At 39.2% G+C, this 24,790-nt stretch carries 23 protein-coding genes and 1 riboswitch; of the genes, 9 read left to right on the forward strand and 14 right to left on the reverse strand.

The genetic code is table 11. From position 1 onward, the window contains the following. Nucleotide 1: 1 nt before the first annotated feature. Nucleotides 2-1,174, reverse strand: coding sequence for an efflux RND transporter periplasmic adaptor subunit (locus tag HCZ11_RS04990; protein WP_130051300.1), 1,173 nt, complete (start codon nucleotides 1,172-1,174; stop codon nucleotides 2-4). 158 nt (nucleotides 1,175-1,332) lie between these two features. Here HCZ11_RS04990 and HCZ11_RS04995 point away from each other — a divergent pair, with 158 nt between their 5' ends. Continuing rightward, nucleotides 1,333-1,581 (forward strand): YkgJ family cysteine cluster protein, encoded by a 249-nt coding sequence (locus HCZ11_RS04995; protein ID WP_130052277.1) that lies wholly within the window; start codon nucleotides 1,333-1,335, stop codon nucleotides 1,579-1,581. A gap of 173 nt (nucleotides 1,582-1,754) precedes the next feature. Here the strand turns inward: HCZ11_RS04995 and HCZ11_RS05000 are convergent, their stop codons facing one another. The 5 genes from HCZ11_RS05000 to HCZ11_RS05020 all read right to left on the reverse strand — a co-directional run bounded on the left by HCZ11_RS05000 (nucleotide 1,755) and on the right by HCZ11_RS05020 (nucleotide 9,042). After that, on the reverse strand, nucleotides 1,755-3,593 hold the full coding sequence (locus HCZ11_RS05000; protein WP_167657808.1) for a TonB-dependent receptor: 1,839 nt from the start codon (nucleotides 3,591-3,593) through the stop codon (nucleotides 1,755-1,757). Between the two features lie 163 nt (nucleotides 3,594-3,756). Further along, complete coding sequence (locus HCZ11_RS05005; RefSeq protein WP_167657809.1) at nucleotides 3,757-4,311, reverse strand: DUF4136 domain-containing protein; 555 nt, start codon at nucleotides 4,309-4,311, stop codon at nucleotides 3,757-3,759. 122 nt (nucleotides 4,312-4,433) lie between these two features. Continuing rightward, nucleotides 4,434-7,220, reverse strand: a complete 2,787-nt coding sequence (locus HCZ11_RS05010) for an ATPase (RefSeq protein ID WP_167657810.1) — start codon at nucleotides 7,218-7,220, stop codon at nucleotides 4,434-4,436. Beyond that, nucleotides 7,220-7,765, reverse strand: a complete 546-nt coding sequence (locus HCZ11_RS05015; RefSeq protein WP_062564547.1) for a hypothetical protein — start codon at nucleotides 7,763-7,765, stop codon at nucleotides 7,220-7,222. The genes HCZ11_RS05010 and HCZ11_RS05015 overlap by 1 nt, the downstream gene beginning before the upstream one ends. Before the next feature lie 2 nt (nucleotides 7,766-7,767). Further along, on the reverse strand, nucleotides 7,768-9,042 hold the full coding sequence (locus tag HCZ11_RS05020) for a hypothetical protein (protein ID WP_167657811.1): 1,275 nt from the start codon (nucleotides 9,040-9,042) through the stop codon (nucleotides 7,768-7,770). Between the two features lie 148 nt (nucleotides 9,043-9,190). On the opposite strand from HCZ11_RS05020, the gene nhaD reads away from it, so the two are divergent. Next, the gene (gene nhaD, locus HCZ11_RS05025; RefSeq protein ID WP_130051305.1) at nucleotides 9,191-10,441 is read left to right on the forward strand and encodes a sodium:proton antiporter NhaD; all 1,251 of its coding nucleotides are present in this window, start codon (nucleotides 9,191-9,193) and stop codon (nucleotides 10,439-10,441) included. 87 nt (nucleotides 10,442-10,528) lie between these two features. After that, nucleotides 10,529-10,701, forward strand: a riboswitch (Lysine riboswitch). Nucleotides 10,702-10,782: 81 nt separating this feature from the next. Beyond that, a complete protein-coding gene (gene lysC, locus HCZ11_RS05030; protein WP_167657812.1) occupies nucleotides 10,783-12,162 on the forward strand; it encodes a lysine-sensitive aspartokinase 3 in 1,380 nt (459 codons plus the stop codon). On the opposite strand, the gene HCZ11_RS05035 is transcribed toward lysC, so the two are convergent. After that, nucleotides 12,139-12,876 carry a 4'-phosphopantetheinyl transferase superfamily protein gene (locus HCZ11_RS05035; RefSeq protein ID WP_167657813.1) on the reverse strand — a complete coding sequence of 246 codons (738 nt, stop codon included), beginning with the start codon at nucleotides 12,874-12,876 and terminating at the stop codon, nucleotides 12,139-12,141. The two genes, lysC and HCZ11_RS05035, sit on opposite strands and share 24 nt — an antisense overlap. A gap of 147 nt (nucleotides 12,877-13,023) precedes the next feature. Between HCZ11_RS05035 and HCZ11_RS05040 the strand changes: the two genes are divergently transcribed. Next, a complete protein-coding gene (locus HCZ11_RS05040; protein WP_167657814.1) occupies nucleotides 13,024-14,349 on the forward strand; it encodes a sodium-dependent transporter in 1,326 nt (441 codons plus the stop codon). Nucleotides 14,350-14,447: 98 nt separating this feature from the next. On the opposite strand, the gene HCZ11_RS05045 is transcribed toward HCZ11_RS05040, so the two are convergent. Beyond that, complete coding sequence (locus tag HCZ11_RS05045; RefSeq protein ID WP_167657868.1) at nucleotides 14,448-15,431, reverse strand: 2-hydroxyacid dehydrogenase; 984 nt, start codon at nucleotides 15,429-15,431, stop codon at nucleotides 14,448-14,450. Further along, the gene (locus tag HCZ11_RS05050; RefSeq protein WP_130051309.1) at nucleotides 15,397-15,912 is read right to left on the reverse strand and encodes a glutathione peroxidase; all 516 of its coding nucleotides are present in this window, start codon (nucleotides 15,910-15,912) and stop codon (nucleotides 15,397-15,399) included. Before HCZ11_RS05050 ends, HCZ11_RS05045 begins: the two co-directional genes overlap by 35 nt. Nucleotides 15,913-16,026: 114 nt before the next feature. Between HCZ11_RS05050 and HCZ11_RS05055 the strand changes: the two genes are divergently transcribed. Then, nucleotides 16,027-16,908, forward strand: a complete 882-nt coding sequence (locus HCZ11_RS05055) for an NAD(P)-dependent oxidoreductase (protein ID WP_130051310.1) — start codon at nucleotides 16,027-16,029, stop codon at nucleotides 16,906-16,908. 38 nt (nucleotides 16,909-16,946) lie between these two features. Here HCZ11_RS05055 and sbcB read toward each other — a convergent pair whose 3' ends face one another. After that, nucleotides 16,947-18,398 carry an exodeoxyribonuclease I gene (gene sbcB / locus HCZ11_RS05060; protein ID WP_167657815.1) on the reverse strand — a complete coding sequence of 484 codons (1,452 nt, stop codon included), beginning with the start codon at nucleotides 18,396-18,398 and terminating at the stop codon, nucleotides 16,947-16,949. Between the two features lie 138 nt (nucleotides 18,399-18,536). On the opposite strand from sbcB, the gene HCZ11_RS05065 reads away from it, so the two are divergent. From HCZ11_RS05065 to HCZ11_RS05075, 3 genes are all read left to right on the forward strand, one after another. After that, nucleotides 18,537-19,757 (forward strand): site-specific integrase, encoded by a 1,221-nt coding sequence (locus tag HCZ11_RS05065; RefSeq protein ID WP_167657816.1) that lies wholly within the window; start codon nucleotides 18,537-18,539, stop codon nucleotides 19,755-19,757. Nucleotides 19,758-19,772: 15 nt separating this feature from the next. Then, nucleotides 19,773-20,099 (forward strand): hypothetical protein, encoded by a 327-nt coding sequence (locus tag HCZ11_RS05070; RefSeq protein ID WP_167657817.1) that lies wholly within the window; start codon nucleotides 19,773-19,775, stop codon nucleotides 20,097-20,099. Nucleotides 20,100-20,285: 186 nt separating this feature from the next. Then, nucleotides 20,286-20,654 carry a hypothetical protein gene (locus tag HCZ11_RS05075; protein WP_167657818.1) on the forward strand — a complete coding sequence of 123 codons (369 nt, stop codon included), beginning with the start codon at nucleotides 20,286-20,288 and terminating at the stop codon, nucleotides 20,652-20,654. Between the two features lie 372 nt (nucleotides 20,655-21,026). Here HCZ11_RS05075 and HCZ11_RS05080 read toward each other — a convergent pair whose 3' ends face one another. Together HCZ11_RS05080 and HCZ11_RS05085 are read right to left on the reverse strand one after the other, a co-directional pair. Further along, nucleotides 21,027-21,341, reverse strand: coding sequence for a hypothetical protein (locus HCZ11_RS05080; protein WP_167657819.1), 315 nt, complete (start codon nucleotides 21,339-21,341; stop codon nucleotides 21,027-21,029). A gap of 346 nt (nucleotides 21,342-21,687) precedes the next feature. Next, the gene (locus HCZ11_RS05085; protein WP_167657820.1) at nucleotides 21,688-22,062 is read right to left on the reverse strand and encodes a LexA family transcriptional regulator; all 375 of its coding nucleotides are present in this window, start codon (nucleotides 22,060-22,062) and stop codon (nucleotides 21,688-21,690) included. Nucleotides 22,063-22,253: 191 nt separating this feature from the next. Between HCZ11_RS05085 and HCZ11_RS05090 the strand changes: the two genes are divergently transcribed. After that, nucleotides 22,254-22,475 (forward strand): hypothetical protein, encoded by a 222-nt coding sequence (locus HCZ11_RS05090; protein WP_167657821.1) that lies wholly within the window; start codon nucleotides 22,254-22,256, stop codon nucleotides 22,473-22,475. Nucleotides 22,476-22,509: 34 nt separating this feature from the next. Here the strand turns inward: HCZ11_RS05090 and HCZ11_RS05095 are convergent, their stop codons facing one another. Both HCZ11_RS05095 and HCZ11_RS05100 read right to left on the reverse strand, forming a co-directional pair. Further along, a complete protein-coding gene (locus tag HCZ11_RS05095; RefSeq protein ID WP_167657822.1) occupies nucleotides 22,510-23,568 on the reverse strand; it encodes a putative phage abortive infection protein in 1,059 nt (352 codons plus the stop codon). Between the two features lie 5 nt (nucleotides 23,569-23,573). Then, nucleotides 23,574-24,764, reverse strand: a complete 1,191-nt coding sequence (locus tag HCZ11_RS05100; RefSeq protein WP_167657823.1) for a hypothetical protein — start codon at nucleotides 24,762-24,764, stop codon at nucleotides 23,574-23,576. Between the last annotated feature and the right edge of the window lie 26 nt (nucleotides 24,765-24,790).

Below are 24,790 nucleotides of genomic sequence, written 5' to 3' on the forward strand. Positions count from 1 at the left end.
CTTATTCCTCTTTTAACGCTAATTGTGTTGTTGGCACACTTAGTTTTGCGTCATCTAGCTTGACTGCCATGCCTTCAGTTGGGTATTCAAGTGCTGAGGTAATAAGTTGCTCACCGTTAGCAAGGCCATTATCGGCGATCACCATGCCATTTTGTTCGCGCACAATGTTAAGTGTTTTAAAAGTAAGTGTTTCGCCATCTTGTAAAACAGCTACCTTGTTGTCTTTAACTAAATGGTGCGGAACAACAATCGCATTGTCCAGCGCTCGACCTTCGATAGTGGCATTAATGTATGAGCCAAAACGCAGTGGTTGTTTTTGCTCATAAGGCGTTGCTACTTGTGCTACTAGGTAATTCATGCGGCTGCGTTGGTCAACGACCCCTTCGCTGCGTACAATAGTCGCTTGCCACGTTGTTTGTTTACCTGCAAATTCAGCATTAATTGATACGCTTGCACCAATTCCTTGGTTATTTAGGTATTGCAGATCTTTATCAGCAACAGGTAAACGAATTTCAGCCAGTGATGTTGAGCTTAGGCTACCAAAGCTATTACCCGGGTTTACCACACTACCTAAACTAATCAGGCGCTCGTCGATAATGGCATCGTATGGCGCTTTAATGTATGTGCGCTCAAGATTACGTTTTGCGCGTTTTACACTGGCTTGAGCAGCACGGTAGTTTGCAAGCTTTTCAGCGAGTTGCGGTTTACGTAAATACAGCTCAGATGGAATAACTTGGTTTGAGTCACCTTTGATGCGGTCCCACTCAGCTTGTGCAACAGATACTTGCGCGCGTTCAATTTCAAGAGCAGAGCTTGCTTGCGCCAGACCTGCTTCTGCTTCAATGAGTGCAGCTTCGTAATCATTTGGGTCAATACGTGCTAGAATATCGCCTTGCTTAACAAATCCGCCTTGTACAAATTGATCTGACAGCGATACAACCTGACCACTCACTTGCGCAACAAGTTCAGTTTGGTTTTTAGGTTTAACGATACCGTATGATTTTACATCAAGGGTAATGGCGTCAAAGCTTAACGGTTTAATTGATACAAGCGGTCGCAAATCTTGTTCTGGTTTTTCGACCGGCGCTTGCTTCATAGAGGCAAATGCGAATGCCATTCCAAGTCCGCCGACTAATACGGCGATAGGGAGAATGATTTGTTTTTTACTAGCCACGGGATAGTCCCTCACGGTTGACGGTAATTAAAAATAAATTTGATAGGCTAAGCATACGCAATAAAGTGTTTACAAGGCGTTCGAAGATGTAACAAACCATTACACATATTACAAAGGCGCTACAAAGGTTCTATAAGAGGTACTCAATGACAGATAAAATGGCATGTAGATTAGGCTGTGGCGCCTGTTGTATTGCACCCAGTATTAGCTCACCGATCCCAGGAATGCCCAACGGGAAAGCGGCGGGAGAGCGCTGTATTCAACTGGATAATAATAACCTGTGTAAATTATTTGGTGATGAATCAAGGCCCAAGGTGTGTAGTGATTTTTCTGCCACTATTGATGTGTGTGGCACGACAAATGAACAAGCATTGTATTTAATTACCGAACTTGAGCAGATGACTTAAAAAAATTAAACCCTTAACATTTTTTAACAGTTACTGGGATAAATTAGGTTATTTTTTAAAGTCACAGTTTTCGCTATGGCATTTTAAATAAATTTGACTGTGGTGTTCTAAAGATCTTAGAAGAAAACGTGTCACAACAATGCCAGTCAATTGACTGGCATTGTTGTTTTTACTTACCACGTATAGGTAGCGCTTAAAGTATATTGTTCGCCGCGGCCAGGGGTACCCGGGACTTCTTCGAATGATTCATCCCAAATGTTGTCAGCTGCAAAGGTAACAAACACATTATCAAGCTGGGCTGGCGTGAACTTTACTGTTAACTGCGTGAAGAAGGCTTCATCATCAGAGCTACGTAGGCGGTTACTATGTTGTTTACGCCATTCGTTATCGATTCGAAACTCAAGCACATCCATTGGTTGCCATACTGCACCCAGTGTTACACGGTGATCAGGGTAGTTAAGCGCATAAAAGCTCGCATCAATATCTGCCGTGCCATAGTCTTCTGACTTTTCTAAATAGGTGTAGCTGGCAATCAACTCAGCGCTTTCAAACGATTTATTCGCTAAAAACTCAACGCCTAAGGTGTCTATATCAACCGGGTTTGCAAAACGTGCTGAAGTTGTATCAAAGCGATATGTCCAATCCGTAAGGTTTTTATCTTTGCGGTAGAAAATAGCTGAATCTAAACGCCACGAAGATTGTTCTATTAGTAAACCTAATTCAAGGTTATCGGTGGTTTCGCGCTCAAGGCTGTAATTACTTCTGAATAACCCGCCCGTTTCACTGCCGCCGATTGCGGTGTAACCGGGAACTTGTGTTGCTTCGGCGTATGATGCGTACCAAGTATGTTCACTGCCATTTTGATTAGCTACTTTAAGACTTGCATCTGCAATAAAGGAGGTATCTGAACTATCACGGTTAGTATCATCAAAAGCAGCACCAACACGAACCATAAGCTCTTTGTTAGCTGTAAGGGCCGTCTTGTATTCAGGCAAGATACTTAGCTTAGTGTAATTGCGTGACGTAAAGTTGTTTTCAAGAGATGTTGATTCAATCTCATCAGCAATAAATTGCCCAGCATAATTAATTGCATAGTGGTCATTTAAACGGTGACGTCCAGAGAGTGCCAATGACTTAACGGTGGTTTCGTGAAACGCTTCAAAAATAGCTGGGTTTTCACGAGACAATACATAATGGTCGTTATGTTTACGATAATAACCAGTCACTTCAAAGGTACTGCTATCACCATACATTTGCTTGTGATTGAGCATGAAAAGCTTGGTTTCAAGATCTTCGGTTTCGTTAAAGTTAAATGGCGTGTAAAGATTTGGCCAACCAAAAAATTTTTCTTGGCGTCCGAACATTAAATCAGTTTGCGAGGTATCGCTTGCAAGTTGAACGCGTGCTGAGGCACGTTCAAAGTCGTGGTCGCCATTATCAATTGAGCCATCGCTTTTTGAGTGCGAGTATTCACCCTCAAAACCTAATCGCCAATCAGGTTTGCTATCCAGCTTTTGGCTATGGGCAGCATGAATGCTTTGTAAATTAAAGCCATTCGTACCTGTGCCAAGTGAAACGCTGCCAGTGCTTGTGATAGGGCGCCAGCCAAATGAAACCGTGCCAACCGAGCTATTCATACCATAAAGGGCATTATCAGCCCCTGTAAGTACTGAAGGGCCTGTTAGCATCTGTGGGGCAATAGGAATTTCAGCAAAGTAGTGACCAGATTGAGGGTCAAATAATGTACTGCTACCGACACGAAAGCCAGTATTTTCGAAGATACCACCACGAATAGTGACATCAGCTTGTGCTTCAGCCATATTGCGTGATTGCAAATCGACACGTGGGTCATATTCTAAGTTTGATACCGGCGCATCAAAAGTACCAACCGGTTCTTTATTTGCGGTTGCTGAAACTTCAACGGTGATTTGTTCAATATTGTTGGTGTCTTCTGCTAGCACTGAGCAAGTGACGAATAAAGCGGGAAGTGTAAGCTGTACTGCGCGTACCATCTAAAACTCTCTTGATTTTGTTTAATCTGGGGTAGTGGGCTAGTTAGGCGCACTGAAAATTGCGGGTATTGTATCTGAATCACTGAGTTATACCACTCCAACCAGATTTCAGCAGGCAATAAAAAACCGCGCCAAGTGCGCGGTCTTTTTACTAAAACGGCATTTAGTTTTGATTAATTGATTGCGGTGGAAAGTTACTGAGAATGTTAGCAACAGTTTCTTTGATAACTTCAGTGCGCTTTTCAGGTGATTGGTTCTTTTGCAAACGACCTTCTTTAGCACCACGCCAAACTAATTGGTTAGAAGCACGGTCTACTACGTCTAAAATTAACGTACCGACTTCGTATTCGCGAGTTGTTGTTTGCGTGTTATAACCCATACCCCAGTAATTCCAGCGTGCACCGTAACCTACGTTGAAGGTATCTACATCAATTTTAGTATCAACTGATGCATGATAGTTAATCAGTACATCTGCTTGCGCTACATCAACAAGCTTCATGCCGCTTTGTTCAAGTTCGGCATTAACTGCTTCACGCACACGTTTTTCCATTAAAGGACTAATTTGGTAGTTCGCTACGTTTTTAGTCAAGCTGGCATTAGGTACCCAAGAGAAGGTTTTATAATTACTAAAATCTGCAGATTTGTCGTAATCCCAATCAGGCGTTTTAGCACAAGCCGCTAAAAATAATACAGCCGTCGCGATTAATAAGTTCTTCATATTGTTTGCTCCTTGGCAAAATTTCCACTACTTGATTGATAACATAACACAAATAATACTCAACTGAATGATTATTTAAATACTATGGCACATTTACAAATAAGTACTGTAATAGTTTGTAATTAAGCACTGTGTTCAACTTCTATCCAGTCTTTTTCATCGACCCAGTTTTGCACCCCATCTTTGACAGTACGAATAGGGACAATGTAATCACAGCTAACTTGTGGTTTAACTGAGGCAAAAATCGGCACGAAGCCAAAGCTAAGTGCTGTTTCGATAATTGCTTTTTGGTTTTGCGGGTCGATATCGGCAGCTTCATCGATATAAATCGGAATACGATACAGGTTTTGCTCTTGATCGCTTAATAAGTAACGAATAAACAGCATGCCACAAAGTAACTTAATGGTAATCCGGGTACCGTTAGAGCCGGCTGAGTCGATTTTCTCGAAGTGCTCAGTGTCACCAGCACGATTTACCACTTCAAAGCGAATATCGAACAAGTCTGTCAGTGTTAAACCTGCTTTTTCAGAAGCAAGCTTAATTAAATGATCTTTTGCTTCGTTTACCGCAGACTCGCTATAAGGCTCTTGGCTTAATAAGTCGAGGGTATCGCCTTGCTCAAACTGATTTGAGGTACTAATGATGGTATCAATGCTATCAACCAGCATCTTGCGCGGGATAACATTAATTTTGAATGCTTGAAGGTTAGAGATCCGATGTTGACTAATGCCTTTATTAAAGCTATTCATTTCACGGCGCAAGCGGTCTAAGTCTTCACGCAAGCCTTTAATGGTAGCTGCCACTTCGGTTAATGCAACTCGGCCTTGACGCTCAACAGCATCGCGCTCGTTATCAATGTTATGAAACGCGCTGATAAGCTTTTCGTATTTAGTAAACTCATCGTTTTCGTTATCAAATTTAGTAATACCCGCATTATAAATATGCATGTAGGTGTTACGTACGTTGATATCAAAGTTACGTAGCTCTTGGCAGTCTTTGTTAAAGTGATGAATGAGGTCACTTAAGTTATCAAAATCAATACTGATTTCAATCATGTATGGTGTGACTTTGCCTGAGTAAAAATCAAGTGTGTGATCGATACGTTCAGATTTAACTTGGCGTAAGCGGTCAGCTTGGCGCGCAAGCAAATCTTTTTTCGACTTGATAATTGAGCGACGATCGCTAATTGAGCCACTGTTCTTTTGAATGTCTTGCAGGTAGTCGTCAACTTGTTCGCGTTCTGCATTTAATTGCTCTTTTAGCAGAGTTTGAGCATCGACAGATTGCTGCATCACTTCAAATTGTTCAAAGCGTTTTAATGCTTCTTCAGAGGCCATTAGCTCATCATACAAGGCATCTTTTTCTTTTTGCTTTTCAGCGACATTAGCAGCTACTTCGCGCTGTTGTTTAAACTCTTTCAGGGAGTTTTCAAGTGCAGCGAGTTGCGCAGTTAATTGCTCTTTGTTTTCGCCTGTTTGCATTTGCACAGGGCTTAGCTTTTTTAGTTTAATCGTCGCACCAGGAAGAGTCAGTACACCGCCTTTTACGTTTGCCGATAACTGCTCTAAAAACTCACCGAAGGCATCTTCGTCTGTGATATCAACATCACCATTGCTGGTGGTGGCAAACGATAAGATATCTGGGTTTAAAATACGCGAAATTTCTTCAACTTCTTTTAAAGATAAATCTTCACGCATACGGGTGAATAAATTGAACTCGAGGTTTTTTAGCTGTAGTTTTAAGCTCTTAATTTGCTTTTGTGTTTCGCTAATGCGGTAATCAAGCGTATGTAAGCTTTGACCTTGGGCACTGCTTAATGAATGCGAAAGCGACTCATAATCTTGTTTAAGCTGCGTAAGGCTTACTTTTAAGGTGGCTTTGTTAACTAGTTCAAACTCAGATTTAAGTGCTCGATAGTCTAAAAACCACTGCTCAATTTGAGTTTGCTTACGCTCAATGTCACGTGATTGCTGAATATACAGCTGCTGCTTTTGGTCGAACTCATGTTTTTCGTGCTCGATATCTTCAAGGGCAATATTTAGCTCAGTGAGTTGCTCTTGTTGATAGGTTTCAAAGTCAATCAGTGCTTGGTCAATTTTTGGCGCATAGGCGGCAAGTTTGCCTTTTATAACCGTTTGATTCTCAAGCATAGATTCAAGGGCTGCGATAGGCTCTTGCATTGACTCAAGGGCTTTTAATTCACGTTTAGCGCGATTTACCTTATCGAATGAACGTCGCCATACTTCATAAAAATCGACCCGTGAATTTGACATATGACGCTCAAATACACGTAACATAAAGCGCTTAACATCACTGGCTCCTAACTTGTGCAAGTTAAGAATACGGCGGAAAATTTCTTTGTAAATTGCAGAGTCTTGCACGTTATTGAGTGGGATCATCTTTAAATTGATATCGCCATCAAACGGGGTTGCGCCGCCAGTAAGTAGGGCGTTCAGCTCTTGCGCTTTTAATTCAATTGGGTTGAAACCTTGCTCTTTTAAGTGATTGAAAAGCTTGGTGAATTTGACAATTGTCTTGCCTTGGGTGTAGTGATCTAGGTTTAACTTACCTTGATAGCAAAAAAACTGATGCGCATAACCAGCAATTTTACCAAGGCCAGCAACACCAATAACCACAGGGCCATTAGGTAGGTCAGCTTCAAGTAAAATATAGGATTGATCTGACGAAAAGTAGAACTTACGAGTTTCGTCTAAATCGTGGCCATCCCATTCTGTTAAGCGTAAATCATTAATTAACGGAAATTGCAGGGCATTAATAACCGAGCTTTTACCGGTATTATTCGGTGCACAAATTGAGCTACTTTTATCCAGTGGGATCACGCATTTTGCATAGCCTGCGGTATTTAAAAGTGCAAGTTTGCTGAGTCCGTAAAGGCTTTGGCTTTGCATTATTCGTCATCTCCTAGATAGGTTTCTTCGTTTACTTCCATTAATGCATCGATATAACGATAAATTGGCGCTTGCAGCATAAAGCCATTTTCTACTTCGCGAGCAAGGCCTAAACGCACCATACGTAGGTACACATCTTTACGTAAATCTGAGCCAGAGAATATTTCTAATTGATCAAACAAGTGCTTGTTGATTTGCACTAAGGTTTGCATCAGTTCAAGGTCGTTTACCTCGTCAAATAAGGCACGCATAGGATCTTTACCAGTATTGGCATAGTGCTCAATCAAGATGTAGATAGTCAGCGCGATGGCACGTGAAATTTTACCCATGTTTGGGGTGCTCTCGTCACTACCAAAATAGTAATAGCCACGGCTATCATGCTGTAGGTCATGGCCGAGTGCATTAAAAAGGGCACGGTAGGCATCAATGTGTTGGTCAAGCTCTTGCCACATCAGCGTGTCTTGTTCACTAATGTGGTAGCCTGACGTGAGCTTTTTATTAATAGCTTGCAGATGCGTTAAATCATCTAAATTAATATCTGTCATGGTTATTGCTCTGTTGCTTTTTTATCGTCAGCAATCGATGAGTTAAATGGGTAAAGAGAGAAGTGTTGCTGGGCAATTTTTATTTTTACTTTCTCTTGGCTTTGGCTAATTTCAAGGTCGCCATCGCTAATTAATTTTTGATACAAGAACAGCATTTCGTCAGCTTCGAGATCTGGGTAGCTTTCATCTAAGAAACTAAGCAGCGGCTGAGTTTTTTTGCTGGCTTTTTTAAAGCGTTTTCTAAATTGTGTTTTAACGTCGTTGTAATCAGGGATATGCGGGCTTTGATAGGCGGGCACATCATCATGCTCTGGTAGCTGATATTCATCGTGCTCAAAGTCGACTAGGCCTGCCATATAGGCCACGATATGACGTTGTTGACCAAGTGAAAAGCGTTGTGCATCCGAGACAAAGTTAGGTTGTACTGCACTTAGCATGTTATCGACGCCATTTTTACGCACTAAACCAAGTACTTTGGCTGCTTGGCGAGTAATTAGGTTGTTACGGCGTAATTCTTCACGTAGCGGCATTAGCATATCGGCGCTTTTACGTAAGCTTTCACGACCAACTAAATGCATTTCTAAAATACGGGTTCGCAATTGCTCAAGCATGCGTTTGTCTTGATATGACTTACCTAGGCGGTCAATTTGTTCGATTTGTGCGCTTATTTGCGTTTCGATGGTGTTAAAGCAAGCGTGGAAGTCCCCACGTATATCAACCATTTCAAGCATAGGTTCAATGTATTCATCAAACGCTTCGATCACTGCTTGATAGCGCTTTTGCAAAGATTGCACGGCGTTGTTTGCTTTAGCTTGCTCAACAATATTTAAAATCGCGTTTTCATTGTGGGCAAACAATTTCATTATTTTACGTACCCGATCATCCATAATACGGCTAAAGCGGCGTAGCTCGTCGTAATCTTCAATTTCACCTGCTTTAGCCAAGCGACTACCAAGGCGAGCTAAATCATCAACTAGTACACTAATTTCTTGGGCAAGACCTAGGTGTTCTTCTTGTAGCAAGAAAGTCGCAAAATCAGCAATCGCTCGATTGATTTCTAATTGCGATGATTTCGCTAATGGAATGATAATATCTTGATTTAATAAACGATTTGTTTCCTTATAAATGCGTTCATTTGACCATGAAGGTTGTTTTTGTTTTATCGCATTTTGTACGTCTTTCAAACTGAAATCAGCCATCTTAAAACGTTTAAATAGCAGTTCTAACACCCCCCAATGTTCAGTAAGGGTATTTAATAACTTTTTAGCTGGGATCATAAGGCTCCAGTAAATTCAGACTTAGGTGTTAGCGATTAGTAGTAAATTATGTAATTGATAATAGTTTTATGCTTTCTATGCTGCTAGAATCCGCGCCGAAACACTCGACTTACAATTTTTACATTATTATAAAGGTTGTTCAAACACCATGGTAACCCCACTTATCCTAACCCTGATAGCGGTGGCATTTTTGCTTATCGTTATAGAGGATATTATCCATGTAAACAAGGCCAAAACGACGCTTTTTTTTGGCACTTTATGCTGGATTATCTTATTTATCTCTCCAATTCATGGGCAAAGCCCAGAAACCATACAACATCAACTGGATCACAATATATTAGAGATCGCGACTTTGTGGCTGTTTTTAATGGCAGCTATGACCTTTGTTGCGTATTTAAACTCTAAAGGCTTTATCCAGAATATTGTTCATAAAATTATGCCAAATCAAATCAGTGAACGAAAGTTGATGTTTCTGATTGGTGGCTTTTCGTTCTTATTTTCATCGATATCAGACAATATAACTGCGACTTTAATCTCACTTGCGGTGGTGATGTCACTAAAATTAGATCCTAAAAAATTAATAAAATATGCAACCTTGATTGTATTTAGTGTTAACTCGGGTGGGGTGTCGTTGATCACGGGTGATGTTACAACCCTTATGATTTTCTTAGACGAAAAGGTCACCATTGCTAATTTACTATTATTAATTGCGCCTGCACTGACAAGTGTTGCACTGCTCGCGGCAATGTTATCGGTAGGTATGTCGGGTAATGTAGTATTTGAAAAGCAAACAGCTCGTCGTATTGAAAAAACAGATATTACCATTGCGGTTATCTTCTTCTCGACGATTATTGCCACGTTAACTTTGAGCGTGCTTTATAATGTGCCACCGCTTTTAACCTTTTTATTTGGTTTATCACTAATGTTTTTGGTTGCGCAATTCTTAATGCGCAAAAAAGACGTCAACAAAAAAATTATTGATTATATTCGTGAGATTGAGTACGACACCTTATTGTTCTTCGTAGGTGTGTTATTGCTGGTTGGTGCATTAAAAGAAGTAGGTATGCTTGCTAAGTTTACTCACCTATATGAGTTGATGGCGCCTGAGTATGCAAACTACATGATGGGGCTATTATCAGCAGCGGTAGATAACGTACCTTTAACTGCAGCACTTTTAAAAGCAGATATTGTGATGAGTCCACAGCAGTGGTTGTCGTTTACATACGCAACAGGGGTAGGTGGTTCAATGCTTATTATCGGCTCTGCGGCAGGTATTATCGCCATGAGTAAAGTAAAAGCACTGACCTTTATGAGCTATCTTAAAATGTCGGTTTATTTATTAATTGCTTATACCGTTGGCTATTACGGGTCGCACTTAGCAGGCAGTTTAATTTCATAAAACAACTTGACAGCTAGACGTCTAAACGTTAACTTTCAAAGCCTGCTTTTTTAGCAGGCTTTGTTATTTTAACCAGGTGTTAACTTAACATTCAGAAGAGGTGCGATACTTAGGTAGTTAATGTGAGGTGACGAACGCCGATGACCATTAATGAGGGAAGTACTCGCCGAGAAAATTAGCCGGACGTCACGGTTACTTTTCGGTTTATGGGGCTGAATCCTCAAAACTGTCACCAAACTAGGTGGAGAGCTTCTGGCATGGACTACTCTTTATTTTCAAAGCACCCCCTTGCCGAGTTCTTCTTGAATTACTGTGGATAGTTTTCCACAAAAGGAGACGACATGAATACCCAATTAGCCGCCAACACAAAATCAGATTACGTTGTTGCAAAATTTGGTGGCACCAGTGTAGCTAACTTTGATGCTATGAGCCGCTGCGCAGAAATCATTTGTGCTGATAATCAAGTTCGTATTGTTGCTGTGAGTGCCAGTGCTGGCGTGACAAATCATTTAGTTGCATTGTGTAAAGCTGATTTGAGCGCGGCTGAGCGTGACGAGCACATCACAGGTGTGATGGCCATTCAAGAAGCTATTTTAGCTGAGCTATCGCTTGATGCTGACTTAGCTCATGGCTTTAATGAAACCCTCAAAGCCTTTCAAAAACTGGCATCAGAAGGGGTTAAGTCAGTAGCGGAGCAAGATGAGCTACTTAGCTTTGGTGAGCGTTTATCATCGTATTTATTTACACAAGTATTGCGTGGGCAAGGTCTTGATGCGGTGCGTTTTGATGTACGCAAGGTGCTAAAAACAGATAGCCAATTTGCTAAAGCAACACCGAATGTTGCAGCAACCGCTGCGGCTGCTAAAGAGCATTTAGTGCCGCTACTTGATGACCACGTTGTAGTAACTCAGGGTTTTATTGGTAGCAATGAACATAATCAAACAACCACTTTAGGGCGTGGAGGTTCAGATTACAGCGCGGCATTACTTGCAGAAGCAATTAACGCAAAAAGCGTGCATATTTGGACTGATGTTGTGGGTATTTTCAGTACTGATCCGCGTTTATGCGCTAAAGCAAGCCCAATTGCACGCTTGAGTTTTGATGAAGCGGCAGAGATGGCAACGTTTGGTGCAAAAGTACTGCATCCTGCAACCATTTTACCTGCGAGCCGTAGTCATATTAGTGTGTTTGTTGGTTCAAGCCGTGAGCCACAATTAGGTGGTACATGGATTGAAAAAGAAAAATCTCAGCAACCAGGTATTCGTGCAGTAACACAGCGTAAAAACCAAATTCTATTAACAGTCAAAAGCCCAGAAATGCTCCTTGCTAGTGGTTTCTTAGCGCGTGTTTTCACCATTTTAAGTGAGTTTAATATTTCAGTTGATTTGGTTACAACCTCAGAAATTAGTGTTGCAATTACTTTGGATAACGCGCCAAATGCATCACGTCCAGAGCTTGATCAAGCTTGTTTAGATAAGCTTTCTGAGTTTTGTCATGTGTCGGTCGAGAATAACTTAACGCTGGTGGCTTTAATTGGTTCTGAAATTCAATTACGTCAGCAAGAAATGAATTTAATGCAGGTATTAAGCGACTTTAATATTCGTTTAATTTGCCACGGTGCAAGTAAACATAACCTGTGCTTTTTGGTGGAGCAAAGCGAGTCAGATGACGTTGTGCAGGCAATTCACAGCCGATTATTAGAAAGCCAAGTCGCGGCGTAAGTCGCTAAAGCTAATAAAAGAGCACTGCCAGTCAGTGCTTTTTTGTGCCACAACACTTATGTCAAAGCCTTCAATACAATTACTGCTAGCGCAGAAATTATGTTTACGTATTTCTTCAAATACATTGGGAGCGAGCAGTTTCGCAATCGGCTGAGCACTTGCCTTAGCAAGGGCTTCTTTTAATGTCCAAATTCTAAAAAAACACTGTGCCTGTTCATCGGGTGCATCAAAACTGCTGATTAAGTCAACTTCATCTTGATGATAAAAATGCTTTGCAAGCTTGATAAAAGGGCGAGGTTTGTTGCTTTGTTCAATATCAAAACCAAGCAGCTGCTGAGCTGGGTTGAGGGCAGCACCTATCAAACCATTTGAATGAGATAAGCAAGCCCAAACAGACTCTCTAACGGGTGTATGTAGTTTCAGCTTACTGTCTTTGTCATCAAATTGGCTTGATATTTCATTGAGCGCTAAATCATCATGAGGGTAAGTATGTTTGTATAAATACTTTAACGTTAAGCGAGTCGCTAAATACTCTTGTTTAGCTGCGGGCACTTTGCGTTTTTCAAGTACACATAATTCAAACTCACTGAGCAATTTTTCAATAGCTAAGCTTGAAATATCGATGTTTGATGCTTCCATAAGCATAATTTGCTGTGCCGTGTTGTTCGGCTGCAGATTAATAACTAAGGTGTTTGAAAAATAGTGGCTGCTCATGATTTAACGCTTATACGGGGGTTCGTATTTAGTTTTGTTTATTTTTACAGCAAATAAACTTGTAAGAGCACGAACAACTCAAATAGTTTACGCAGTTGGCTGTAATTATGGTTTAATGAGGAAAAATAATAACAGATTTATAGATGTATGGCACAAGTTCGTGACGGCTTTCACAGCCGACTAGGTTTCGTATTAGCCGCTTCAGGTGCGGCGGTAGGTTTAGGTAATATTTGGGGCTTTCCAACACAAGCGGCAAACCATGGCGGCGGTGCATTTTTACTTGTTTACTTCATTGTTATCTTCTTATTAGCGCTTCCAGCCCTTTATACTGAGCTGTATTTAGGCCACCAAGCGCAAGCTAATCCGGTAAAAGCATTATCCAATGCATGGCAAGATACGGCTCCTAAAGTGGGCGCTGCAGCAGGCTACATAGGTCTGTTTGGTGCAATTGTGATGTTAAGCTTTTATTCGATAGTCGCAGGTTGGATGTTAGCGTATGCACTTGAGCCAATCGCTAGCTTCTTGGGTTTTACTGAGTTAAGTAACTTTTTGCATAGTGATTCAATGGCACGCAACTTTGTGTTTACGCCGCTGATGCTTATTCTAACTGCGAGTATTATCTTAAAAGGGGTTAAATCAGGAATCGAGACTTGGTCACGCCGTTTAATGCCATTATTGCTAGTGTTATTAGTGGCGTTAATTGCTTATATCGCGACCTTAGATGGTGCGATGGATGGCTTTGCAGCCTACTTAGTGCCAGATTTTAGTCAAATTCTTGATGCAAACTTAATTATTGCGGCAATGGGACAAGCGTTCTTTTCATTGTCGTTAGGTGTAGGCTGTATGATGGTTTATGGCTCATATTTAAAGCCTGATGCGAACCTTCCTAAACTAACCGGAACAGTGGCGTTGCTAGATACGGGGGTTGCCTTTTTGGCGGGTTTGTTGATTATACCAGCTATTTTTGTTGCTCAGCATAACGGTGTAGAAGTGTTTAGCAACGGTAAATTAGTAGGTGAAGGGCAGTTAATTTTTGCAATTTTACCTGAGCTGTTTAGTACTATGGGGCAAATGGGCTTACTCGTTGGATTATTGTTTTTCGTGTTAATGTCAATAGCTTCTGTTACATCAACAATTTCATCAACTGAAATTCCAGTGGCATTTTTAGTTGAGAACCACAGTATAGAGCGTAAAAAAGCGACTTTATTTGTAACTTTAATCGTCTTTATCGCTTCATCAGTTATTATCTTAAATTTTGACTGGTTATTTGGTTTGGTGATTATGGTGCTTACGCAGTACCAACTACCTTTAATGGGACTGTTCTATTTCATTACTGTAGGCTGGTTATGGCAACGTGGTAATAAATTGCATCAAGTCTCGAGCGGCCCTCATTATTGGTTTGCTCAGTATATTCGCTTTGTGTGCCCGTTATTAATGACAGCAGTATTTGTGAACGTGGCGTTGTTGAAATAGAGTCTTGAACTGCGAGTTACAAGTTTCTAGGTAAAAGACAAAAGTAAAAAGGCGTGGGGTTTAAACCTCACGCCTTTTTAGTATAAGGTACGCACTCATTAACTAACTTCGTTAGTTAATGGTAAGCCTTGGCTTATCTCATTAGCACTTTGTAGTGTGGTGCAGGCTATTTCGCTAAGCGCTTCTTGGGTGAAGAAGCCTTGGTGGCCTGTCACTAACACATTCGGAAAACTAATAAGGCGTGAAAAAATATCGTCTTGCATGATTTCTTCGCGATGATCTTTAAAGAATAACTCTGACTCTTGCTCATACACATCAAGTCCTAAGTGTCCGAGCTTTTTAGACTTAAGCGCTTGAATACATGCTTGGCTATCGAGAAGTGCACCACGAGAGGTGTTAATTAACATAACACCGTCTTTCATTTTTTTAAATGCACTGCTATCAATTAAATGATGGGTGTGCTCGTTGAGTGGGCAATGTAAAGAGATGACATCACTTTGTGTGAGCAATGTGTCTAAATCACATAAAGTATAAGGGCCTTCACTTGCCATTGGGTCACAAACGAGTACTTTAGCCCCAAAGCCATTTAAAATATTCACTAAAGCTAAACCGATTTTGCCACAGCCTATAATCCCAATGGTTTTTTTAAACAGATTAAAGCCAAGTAAGCCGTTTAAATCAAAGTTACCTTCACGTACACGGTTAAAGGCTTTGTGGGTTTTACGGTTGAGCGTTAGCATTAGAGCAATACAATGCTCTGCGACAGCTTCGGGGCTATAAGCCGGGACGCGGCAAACCTTGATGTTATGCTCTTTGGCTGCATCAAGGTCTACATTATTAAAACCTGCACAGCGTAATAAGATTGCTTTTACGCCTACAGCTGCCATATCTGCAATGACGTGCTTGTCGACAGTATCGTTTACAAACACGCACACCGCATCGAAGCCTTTACAAAGAGGAGTTGTATTGATGTTTAAAGACTGCTCAAAATAACTGAGCGAAACAGAGTCAGCGAATTCAGTTAGATTCCTTTCAAAAAACGGTTGCTCATATTTTTGCGCACTGAATAAGGCCAGTTTCATCATTTAAATTACTCTCTATCACCATTTTGAGGGTTTCGGGTTTGGTACGCGGGGCATATCGCGCAACGAGTTGACCCTCTGAGTTTATAAGAAATTTGGTGAAATTCCATTTAATTGCGCGGTTTTGTGCAATTCCACGGGTATGACACTTTAAATGATTAAATAAAGGGTGGGCATCAGGGCCGTTAACTAATACTTTGTTAAAAATAGGAAAACTGACATCAAAGTGCTGCTGATAAAAAGCTTGTAGCTCATTGCCATCAAGGGGCTCATTGTGGCCAAATTGATTACATGCAAACCCAAGCACAGTAAATCCTTGCTGTTTATAGTCTTGATAGAGCTTTTCAAGGCTTGCCATTTGCACTGAAAAATTACATTTACTGGCAATATTGACGATAAGCGCTGTTTTTCCTTGTAGCGATTCAAGGCTAAAATTTTCACCAGATGCAAGCTGGGCGTTGAAACGATATATACTATCCATGTGTTACCTGTGTGTTTTTGACTGGTTTAAATGAACTTTTTTTCATTCGCTTTTTAGTTAATCGGTTGAGATAATGAAATTGTTACTAATTTATCACTCAAATAGGTCAGTTTTATGTCAATGAAAGTCGCCTTCATCGGATTAGGTGTAATGGGTTACCCAATGGCGGGTCACCTTGCTAACGCAGGTCACAACGTGACAGTTTACAACCGCACAACAGCTAAAGCGCAAAAGTGGGTTTCAGAATATCAAGGTAGTTATTGTGAAACGCCAAGTGAAGCAGCTAAAGGTGCTGATATCGTTTTCATGTGTGTAGGCAATGATGACGATTTACGTTCAGTTGTTTATGGTGAAAATGGTGTTCTTGTAAGTATGCATGAGGGGAGCTATTTAGTAGACCACACTACAACGTCGGCTGAAGTTGCACGTGAAGTAGGAGCTCAAGCTAAACAGCAGGGTATTGCATTTTTAGATGCGCCAGTCTCTGGTGGTCAAGCAGGTGCAGAAAATGGCGTGTTAACCGTGATGGTTGGTGGCGATGAAGCTGATTTTAATGTTGTTCAGCCTGTGATGGCTGCTTTTAGTCGCTTTAGCCAATTATTAGGCGAAGTAGGCTCTGGCCAACTTTGTAAAATGGTTAATCAGATTTGTATTGCCGGTGTGGTGCAGGGCTTAGCCGAGGGATTACACTTTGCAAAACAAGCCGGCCTTGATGGTGAAAAGGTCATTGAAACCATCTCTAAAGGTGCAGCAGGCTCATGGCAGATGGAAAACCGCTACAAAACCATGTGGGCTGGCGAATACGAATTTGGTTTTGCTGTTGATTGGATGCGTAAAGATTTAGGCATTGCTCTAGATGAGGCAAAGGCAAACGGCGCAACTTTGCCGATGACGGCAACAGTTGATCAATATTACGCTGATGTACAAGCTTTAGGTGGTGGACGCTATGACACCTCAAGTTTATTAGCGCGCATCGAAGCGTTACATAAGAAGTAATACCTATAAAAACGCGACAATGATTGTCGCGTTTTCAATTACATGCTTTGTGCGTAATTGTACAAGGCTTTTAAAATATGCAGATTTTTCTCGTTATCATCATTTTCATGAGCCAGATTCTCAAGTGTGATCATGAAATCTTGCCCACTAATTGATGGATTATCTTCGCCATGCATTAGTTTGTTTTGACAATATTGGCGCCACTTAGCCAGTTCATCTTGGCTGAGTGTTTGAGGCCAGTTTCGAGCTCGGTATCTAAATAGTAAGGTGGCAAACTTTTTATCATCAAAGTCTAGTTGCATCGAGGCTAATTGCTCAGGGCTTGCATCTCGAATAATGGCAAATTTAGCTTTATCAGCATGACTGGTGAAACCATCATAAAGTTGATAGTCAGGGTTAGTGGTTTCGCCATAATCACGTTGTTCGTTAAACACTTCGGTTACTTTGTCGCGAAGCTCAGTGTTGGCTTTTAAAATAGCGAGATTTTGTAAGCATTTTTCGCGGTCAATACCTAATCGAGCTGCGTTCTCTGGTAACAAGGTTTTTGCTGGTGCAAGAATAGGGCATTTATTTAAATGCACGAGTTTTAAGCCTACAGGTGCTTCACCTTCACCAAGGTCACTGTGTTTTGTGTAAAGACGTGTGCGCAGCTCTTCAACAGATAAATCTAATAAGACTTGCGGATCTTCAGTCAAATTAAAGCAAATAATGGCGTTTTTATTGACAGGGTGAAAGCTCATTGGGGCAATCCAGCTTGTGCAGCCTTGACTTGCCGGAATTCGTGATGAGGTGTGCACCAATGGTGTCATGTTAAATACATCAACTAAATCAGCCAGTGCTTTTTTAGAGCGTAAGCTAAAGAAAAACTGATACAACTTAGGTTGTTTTTCTTTTATTAATTTAGCCAAGGCTATAGTTGCCGTTACATCGCTTAATGCATCGTGAGCCGCAGCGTGTTCAATACCATTGGCAACAGTAAGGTGTTCAAGTTTAAAGCTAGGTGATCCATCTTCTTTAAGCGGCCATTCAATGCCTTCTGGGCGTAACGCATAACATGCTCGTACCAGATCAATGATATCCCAGCGGCTATTATTGTTTTTGTATTCGCGCTCGTAAGGGTCATAAAAGTTACGGTATAAGCTGTAACGCGTGACTTCATCATCAAAGCGAATGCTGTTATAACCCGCTACACAGGTGTTCGGTTGACTAAACTCAGCATGGATCTTTGCCATAAACTCAGCTTCAATCAAGCCTTTTTGCATCGCAACTTGCGGTGTGATGCCCGTTATTAAACACGCTTCAGGATGGGGCAAGTAATCAGCCGCTGGCTTACAATACTCAATTAACGGCTCACCAATAATATTTAAATCGAGATCGGTACGAATACCAGCAAATTGACTCGGACGATCCTTTTGTGGGCTTGCGCCAAATGTTTCGTAGTCGTGCCAGTATATCGTTGGGGGTGTGTCGTAGTATTCTCTGTTAGCCATGCAATATCCTAAGCCTTTAAATTCAATACGTTTGGGCTTGTTTTTAGTTCTTCTAGTTACTTCGTGTTTCTTGCAATGATCTCAAGGTGTGTATAGTATCGTGTATAAATTTTTTTGTAAGTGTGTATAAAAAATTAAATGCCGTTAAGCGATACCAAACTTCGAAATTTGTTAGGCAAGAACCAAGAGCCCAGCACATTATCGCACAGAGATAGCCTTAGTGTAAGGATATCAGCAAAAGGAACGATCACTTGGCAATATCGTTGCCGAGTCGACGGCAAACAAGTGATCATCACACTTGGTCGTTATCCTGGCCTTTCTATTAAAGAAGCCCAATCGTACATACCACAGTTTCAAAACTGGCTTAGTCAAAAAAAAGACCCTCGCATTGAATTAAAGCTAATGCGTAACAATGCAAAGGGCTTACCCACAATGGCTGAAGTTGCTGATGAATGGGTAGTAACTCGTGTGCCAGACCTTAAAGAAAAAACCCAAACACTTTACAAAAACCATGTAAAAAAATGGGTGACTCCTTACTTAAACGATATAGCCTTACCCGTCGACAATATGACTATTCATGACTGGGTAAAATACTTTGATATTGTTAAGCGTGATGGCAGTGCTAAAACCTCTGGCACAATATTAACGCGTATAAAGTCAATTTTAGGTTGGGCTGAAAAGCGAGGCCTAGTTAAGCCTTTTAATCCGGTCTTAAACCTAAATGTAAGTGATGTAGGTGAACAGGCAAGTGTTGGCCAACGAGTTTTACAGCTAGATGAAATCGCTAAACTTTGGTTGCACATTGAATCAACAAGAGCAACCCTTGCAACAAAGTCATGTTTACAGCTTATTTTTATAACTGGCGCTCGCCAGTCAGAGGTTCGTTTAGCTAAGTGGGAACATTTTGACTTTGAGAATGATGTTTGGACTGTACCACCAGAAAATTCAAAAACGAATAAAGCTATAAGGCGCCCAATCTCTAGTTTGATGAAAGAAATCCTGAATAAGCTTGCAACAGTTTACGGGAACTTTGAATACATAATACCAGGTAGCAACCCACGAAAACCGATGACCACACATAGCATTAACCGTTATTGTTGTCGCGTTTGGGAACAGTTATTTGAAAAATACAACATGCCTAAATTCATACCACATGATGCGCGCAGATCATTATCTACATTATTAAGTGAGCATGGTGTAGCACCTCATGTAACAGAAAAGATGCTCGGACATACAATGCGTGGTGTTATGGCGGTGTATAATAAACACGATTGGATGAAAGAGCAAAGAGAAGGTTATGAGTTATATTGCAAGTTAGTTTTAGCAAAAAAACGGTCTATCAATTCGAGTAAAAAATAAGATTTAGGGGATATAATGAGTAATATAATTGAATTTCCAAATTCTAGAACTTCAAGTGAAAAGCATTTTGAACAACTTATGTTAGATTTGCTTGTAGATGAATACAACTATGACAGGTCTCGTGCATTAGAAGCTATTCGAAGTGTTTTGCCTCAATTTAAAGAAATGAATAGTGTAGTTGGGAAAGGCTTCTCATTTTCTATCGAAACAGATTTATCTGATGAGCAAATAAACATATTAAAAGCTCCTTTCCAAAAGGAATTATTAAAATACCAAGAAGAAATTCGAAGCCTGTTTTTTAAACAATTATTAATACTAATAAGTGAAAGAGCTAAAGGGTGAGTATTTTCAATGCAAAATTATTTATGCATTTTGTTGTACAACATCGTTTCTTAAGTTATTTTGTGATCAGGTGTACCTTTTTAAGTTAAATTTATTTTTAATTTTTTATCTTTAATTCAAGAGTAAATACATTTCTAAGGACTCACCAATTAAATGACTATAGGCTACATTAAAAATGGAGAGAAGATGAAGTTTGAAGATATAGCAAATAATAAGACTCAGGAATTAGTAAAATATTTCTATGCATACCAACGTATTTTATTAACTACTCAGGTGGGCATTACAATAAATGAAGAACCACAGTATCCGGTATACTTTAATGGCTTTGTTGATAAAGTGGATAAAATTAAAGACGAATTGTTCAAATTTGGAATTAAGGCTAAAGAGGTAGTACCTCTTGAAAAAGTAAATTCATCTCCGGGAACGAGCTTTTCAGTTAGCACGCAAGCTTATAAATATCTTTTACTACAAGATAATGATGTAATCGAACCGCCTACAAATATTGATTTAGTTGTTAAGTACATCATTACTAGACTCGATACACCATATAGGTAGTTACTATGATGTAAACATCAAACTACCCATATTTAAATTAGCAAAAATCCTATGTACTAATTTGCATTGGGGTGATTTGTTAACATCCAAATTCTAAAGCATTTGTAGTTCTGTGCATCCTTATTGATTGTGTTATTACACCTTCAACATTGTATTGATCAAACCCTGTTAATTTATATGGATTATTAGCTGGGTTTGCCGACAATAAAATTCTTTCAGTAGATTTTAAGTTTCATTTCATCAGAAAGAACTAAAAGCAAAGGAATGTAGCTGCTTCTAGTTCTTTTGGAATGTTATTAAGTAATCATTCTTCTTTTAATGCTTAAACAAGAAGCTGAAGCTTAATGATGTAAAGCTGAAAGTTGTGTGTATTTAACTTGGTAAAAGTGTAAGTGTCCAACCTTCAGCTCCTTCACCGCAAGCAAAACCAGTTGCATTACCTGTTTTAGAGCTTAACGAACAATTTCCTACTAGTGAAATAGAACCACCAGTAAGTCCAAAATTGGTAACGTTTCCGTCTGCAAAATTTTCAGTCCAATTACATGTAACTCCATAAGGCTGGCTGCCTACTAGTACTGTGCAAGTGTGAACAGCATTAAACTGGATGGTAAGTGGAGCAACATCATGGTTGTTTGATCTTGCTTGCCATGTTGTTTGAAATAAATCGTTATGTGTAGCTTCAGACATAAGTTTTCCTTTTTATTGGCTTAATTAGAATTAAGTCGTTTATTCCCATACCTAGATATAACCATTAAATGAGCTAAGTAATTACTGATGGAGGCAACGAGTTGATACTTTCTTCGGTTAACTAGAATACATGTTGTTTTATAAGTAAATTAAGAACAGTAAATTCCAGCTCGAATAAAAATAGCATGTTTTTTGGACAATTCTAGGTTGATACAGAAGAAAATTTATTCATTGAAATTGGGGGGATGTAATGGAACAAAATCTATATTAGAACTAAAGAACACTAGGTGATGAAAAGCTCTTCAAGTAAAAGCTAAAGAGACTTTAAACGTTAAAGTCGATGTCTCTAACACCCAAACTCTAAAACAGTACTGCTTCTATGCATTCTGATTGATTGTGTAACTACACCCTCAACATTGTATTGGTCAAACCCTGTTAATTTATATGGCTTATTAGAAGGGTTTGCCGACAACAAAAGGTTATTAGTTAAGTCGGCTATCTTACAAACAAACTGACCGTTTAAGCATGCAACGATTACATCGTTCTGTTGCACATCTTTGGACCTATCAATAATTAACAAATCACCATCAAAGATACCCACACCTTCCATACTACGGCCACTTGCGCGGCCTATAAAAGTTGAGTCTTTCAAAAAGCTCATATCTAACGTATTAGAAAGCTCTTTAAATTTAGGGCCAACATGCACATTTTCGATAATCATAATAAGTACCCGATACAATCAATTCTTACGATTACAGTCTTTTACTGTGTTTTTATACAGTGACTGTGATTTGTTATTGAGTCTATTGGATAACGGCTGAGGTTAAACTTTAGGGTCTGCATTAAGATATTTACTTAATTGCTTTAAGGTGCAGTGCCAAAATGTAGCTTTTAATCATAGAAGGCAACCAAATGACATACAGTTTAAGAGCAAGAAGAGCAATCAGAAAGAATCTAACAGGTATTTATGAAGATAGGCCACTAACGGTTGATGAAGTAGATAATGTATGGGTTCAATTGCGAGAGGCGAGTATACCCAGATATAGGTTAATCAAGCTAATAAACCAAAACCAGCTAGATAAAGAGGGATTGCAATTAGTATTTGATGCATTGAATATTTACGATATTGCTTAAATAGAGCCCGCTAAATGCGGGCTTTTTTATGTTATTAGTCAATGATGTTGCTATCCTTGCAATATTCAAGTATCTGACTGTTTTGTCCAAAAGCAGATTTTATGACCTTACCATTCTCTTTTTTTAGATACAGACCAATTTCATTAGTATCCAAATGTAATTCGGGGTTATTGATAGTGAAACGAGCAATATTATCATTACCTAATACGTATGAAATATCTAAATGTTCCAAGAGTTCAAAATGAATGACAAGCAATCTAAATTCACCATTATCAACATGAGGGCACAAACAATTTAACAGTAGGAGAGAAAGCTCTTGATTAGACAATTGTGCTCTGAGAATGTTGCTATATTTTTTTTGAAGTGAATTTTCGTCGAATGTTCTTTGCACCAATTTTAAAATTTGATACATATTTCTAAAGTAGCTTCCAAACTCTCTATTTTCATATTTATAAAATACATTAAATGTAGAAATAATAGATTTAGGACTAGGGCTTATGATATAGGCATTATTTATACCTAGTAGTAATCTGTTTACACTAGGAAGACCAGGTTCGCATTCTTTGTTTCCGGCGGAGTAAATACTTCCTAATTCTAATTCCTTACTGATGCTAACACGATTATTTAAATAGTCGTAAAATATGTTATCTATCAATCGCCGATGTAAATCAAGCATATTAAAGAAAGTGGTCTCAAAGCTTTGTACAGCAATTAATTTTGCCTGTTCTTCTAACGCTGTAGCTGAATTGGCTAGCTCATTACGAGTCAGGGCCAGTTCTTCGTTACTTACTCTTAATGCTTTTTCATTTTGCTCTAGAGCTTTGGTTCCTTGTTGTATCGCTTTTTCACTTTGTTCTAAAGCTAGTGCACCCTGATCAAGTGCTTTTTTATTCTGCATTAATGTGTAAGCAATTAAAATTAAACTAAGCAATGCAAATGTAGGATTAAGCACGCCACCGAAGAAATCACCAACGGCACCCCAATCACTTATTTTTGAAGCAAAACCAAAACCAAATTTGTAAGCGTAAAGCCCTAGTGCAGTGATTGCTGCTAAGGCTGCTAAACCGCAAATAATTATGATCATCCTTTTCATATTTTTTATTTCCCTTTAAGTGAAGTAAGCAATTTAGTTATTTGATCCATGCCATCGAAAGTGCTGGGTAGATTTTCTGAATCGCTGATAATCCCACTAAAAATTAGATTTTCGAATTTTTCGAGAGGATGTGAGTCGGTAGTTCTGATTTCTTTCGAGTATTCAGCGTAGTTTTGAATAAATTGGCAAAGAGTTTGTCTTAATTCAATTTGTAAAATTTGACCTTTTACTGACTTGTAATTTTGAAGAATAACTCTAAAAAAATAGATTAATAAAATTTCTAAGGAGATAAATGGGATTAGCTTAAAGAGGTTGGAGGCTATATCAGGACTTAAAACACTCTGTGAATTTATGTTATACATTAGTGGGGTAATCATTATGATACCCATAGATACTAGCGCACCTAAAAGTACTCTTGATTCTAGTATCTTCTTTTTAAGTAAGTCATTAAAGCCTTTATAAAGACCTACAAAGTTAAATGCAGTTTCCTGATTTTTTAAAGTCCTTTCAAGCTCTTTAACTTTTTCAACTTTCTCATCAATATTAGCTTCATGTTCAAGTTTTAATTTATTCAATCTTTCTTCAATATCGGCAGATTGTACATCTAATTCCTTTATTTTATTTGTTGAATCTTCGAATGACTTTATTGCTTGAACTTCCTTGCTGAAGTAAAGGTTTTTCATCAATTCAACTGGAATCATGTATTTAGTTTCAATGATTTCAGCCTTAAATTTTGAATCTAATAATTCAGCGCTTGCATAATCATCTATATTCTTTTTTACGAGAATGATTTTTTCATTGTTAGCTAATTGATCGCTATTTAAGTCAGATGGAGAAAAGAACTGTCGTTCAATTAAAAAGCTCAAACAGATGAGGTATAGCTTCTTTATGTCTGAAATTTGAAATCCATTGTTGAGACCTAATTCATTTGATAAATACTTAAAGTCTCTCAAGTAAGTAATAAAATCATCACCATACTTTTTTATACTTATCTCACAATACGAATCCCATGGTCCTGGTGATGCATAAATATCCTGTATTATTATTAAAATATCTCTAAATAGGTTGTTGCAAACTTTTATATTTTCAGAAGACTCTTCATTTGTAATCCTTCTTTTAAATGCCATATCTGATAAGTTATGGTTCAACAAAAAGGCATTCATTAAATCATAATTTATGCTGTCTTGGAAAAACATGTATTAGTCCTTTAATTTTATATTTC

Origin of the sequence: Pseudoalteromonas sp. HF66 (genome assembly GCF_011806445.1) — a bacterium.
GTDB lineage: Bacteria > Pseudomonadota > Gammaproteobacteria > Enterobacterales > Alteromonadaceae > Pseudoalteromonas > Pseudoalteromonas apostichopi.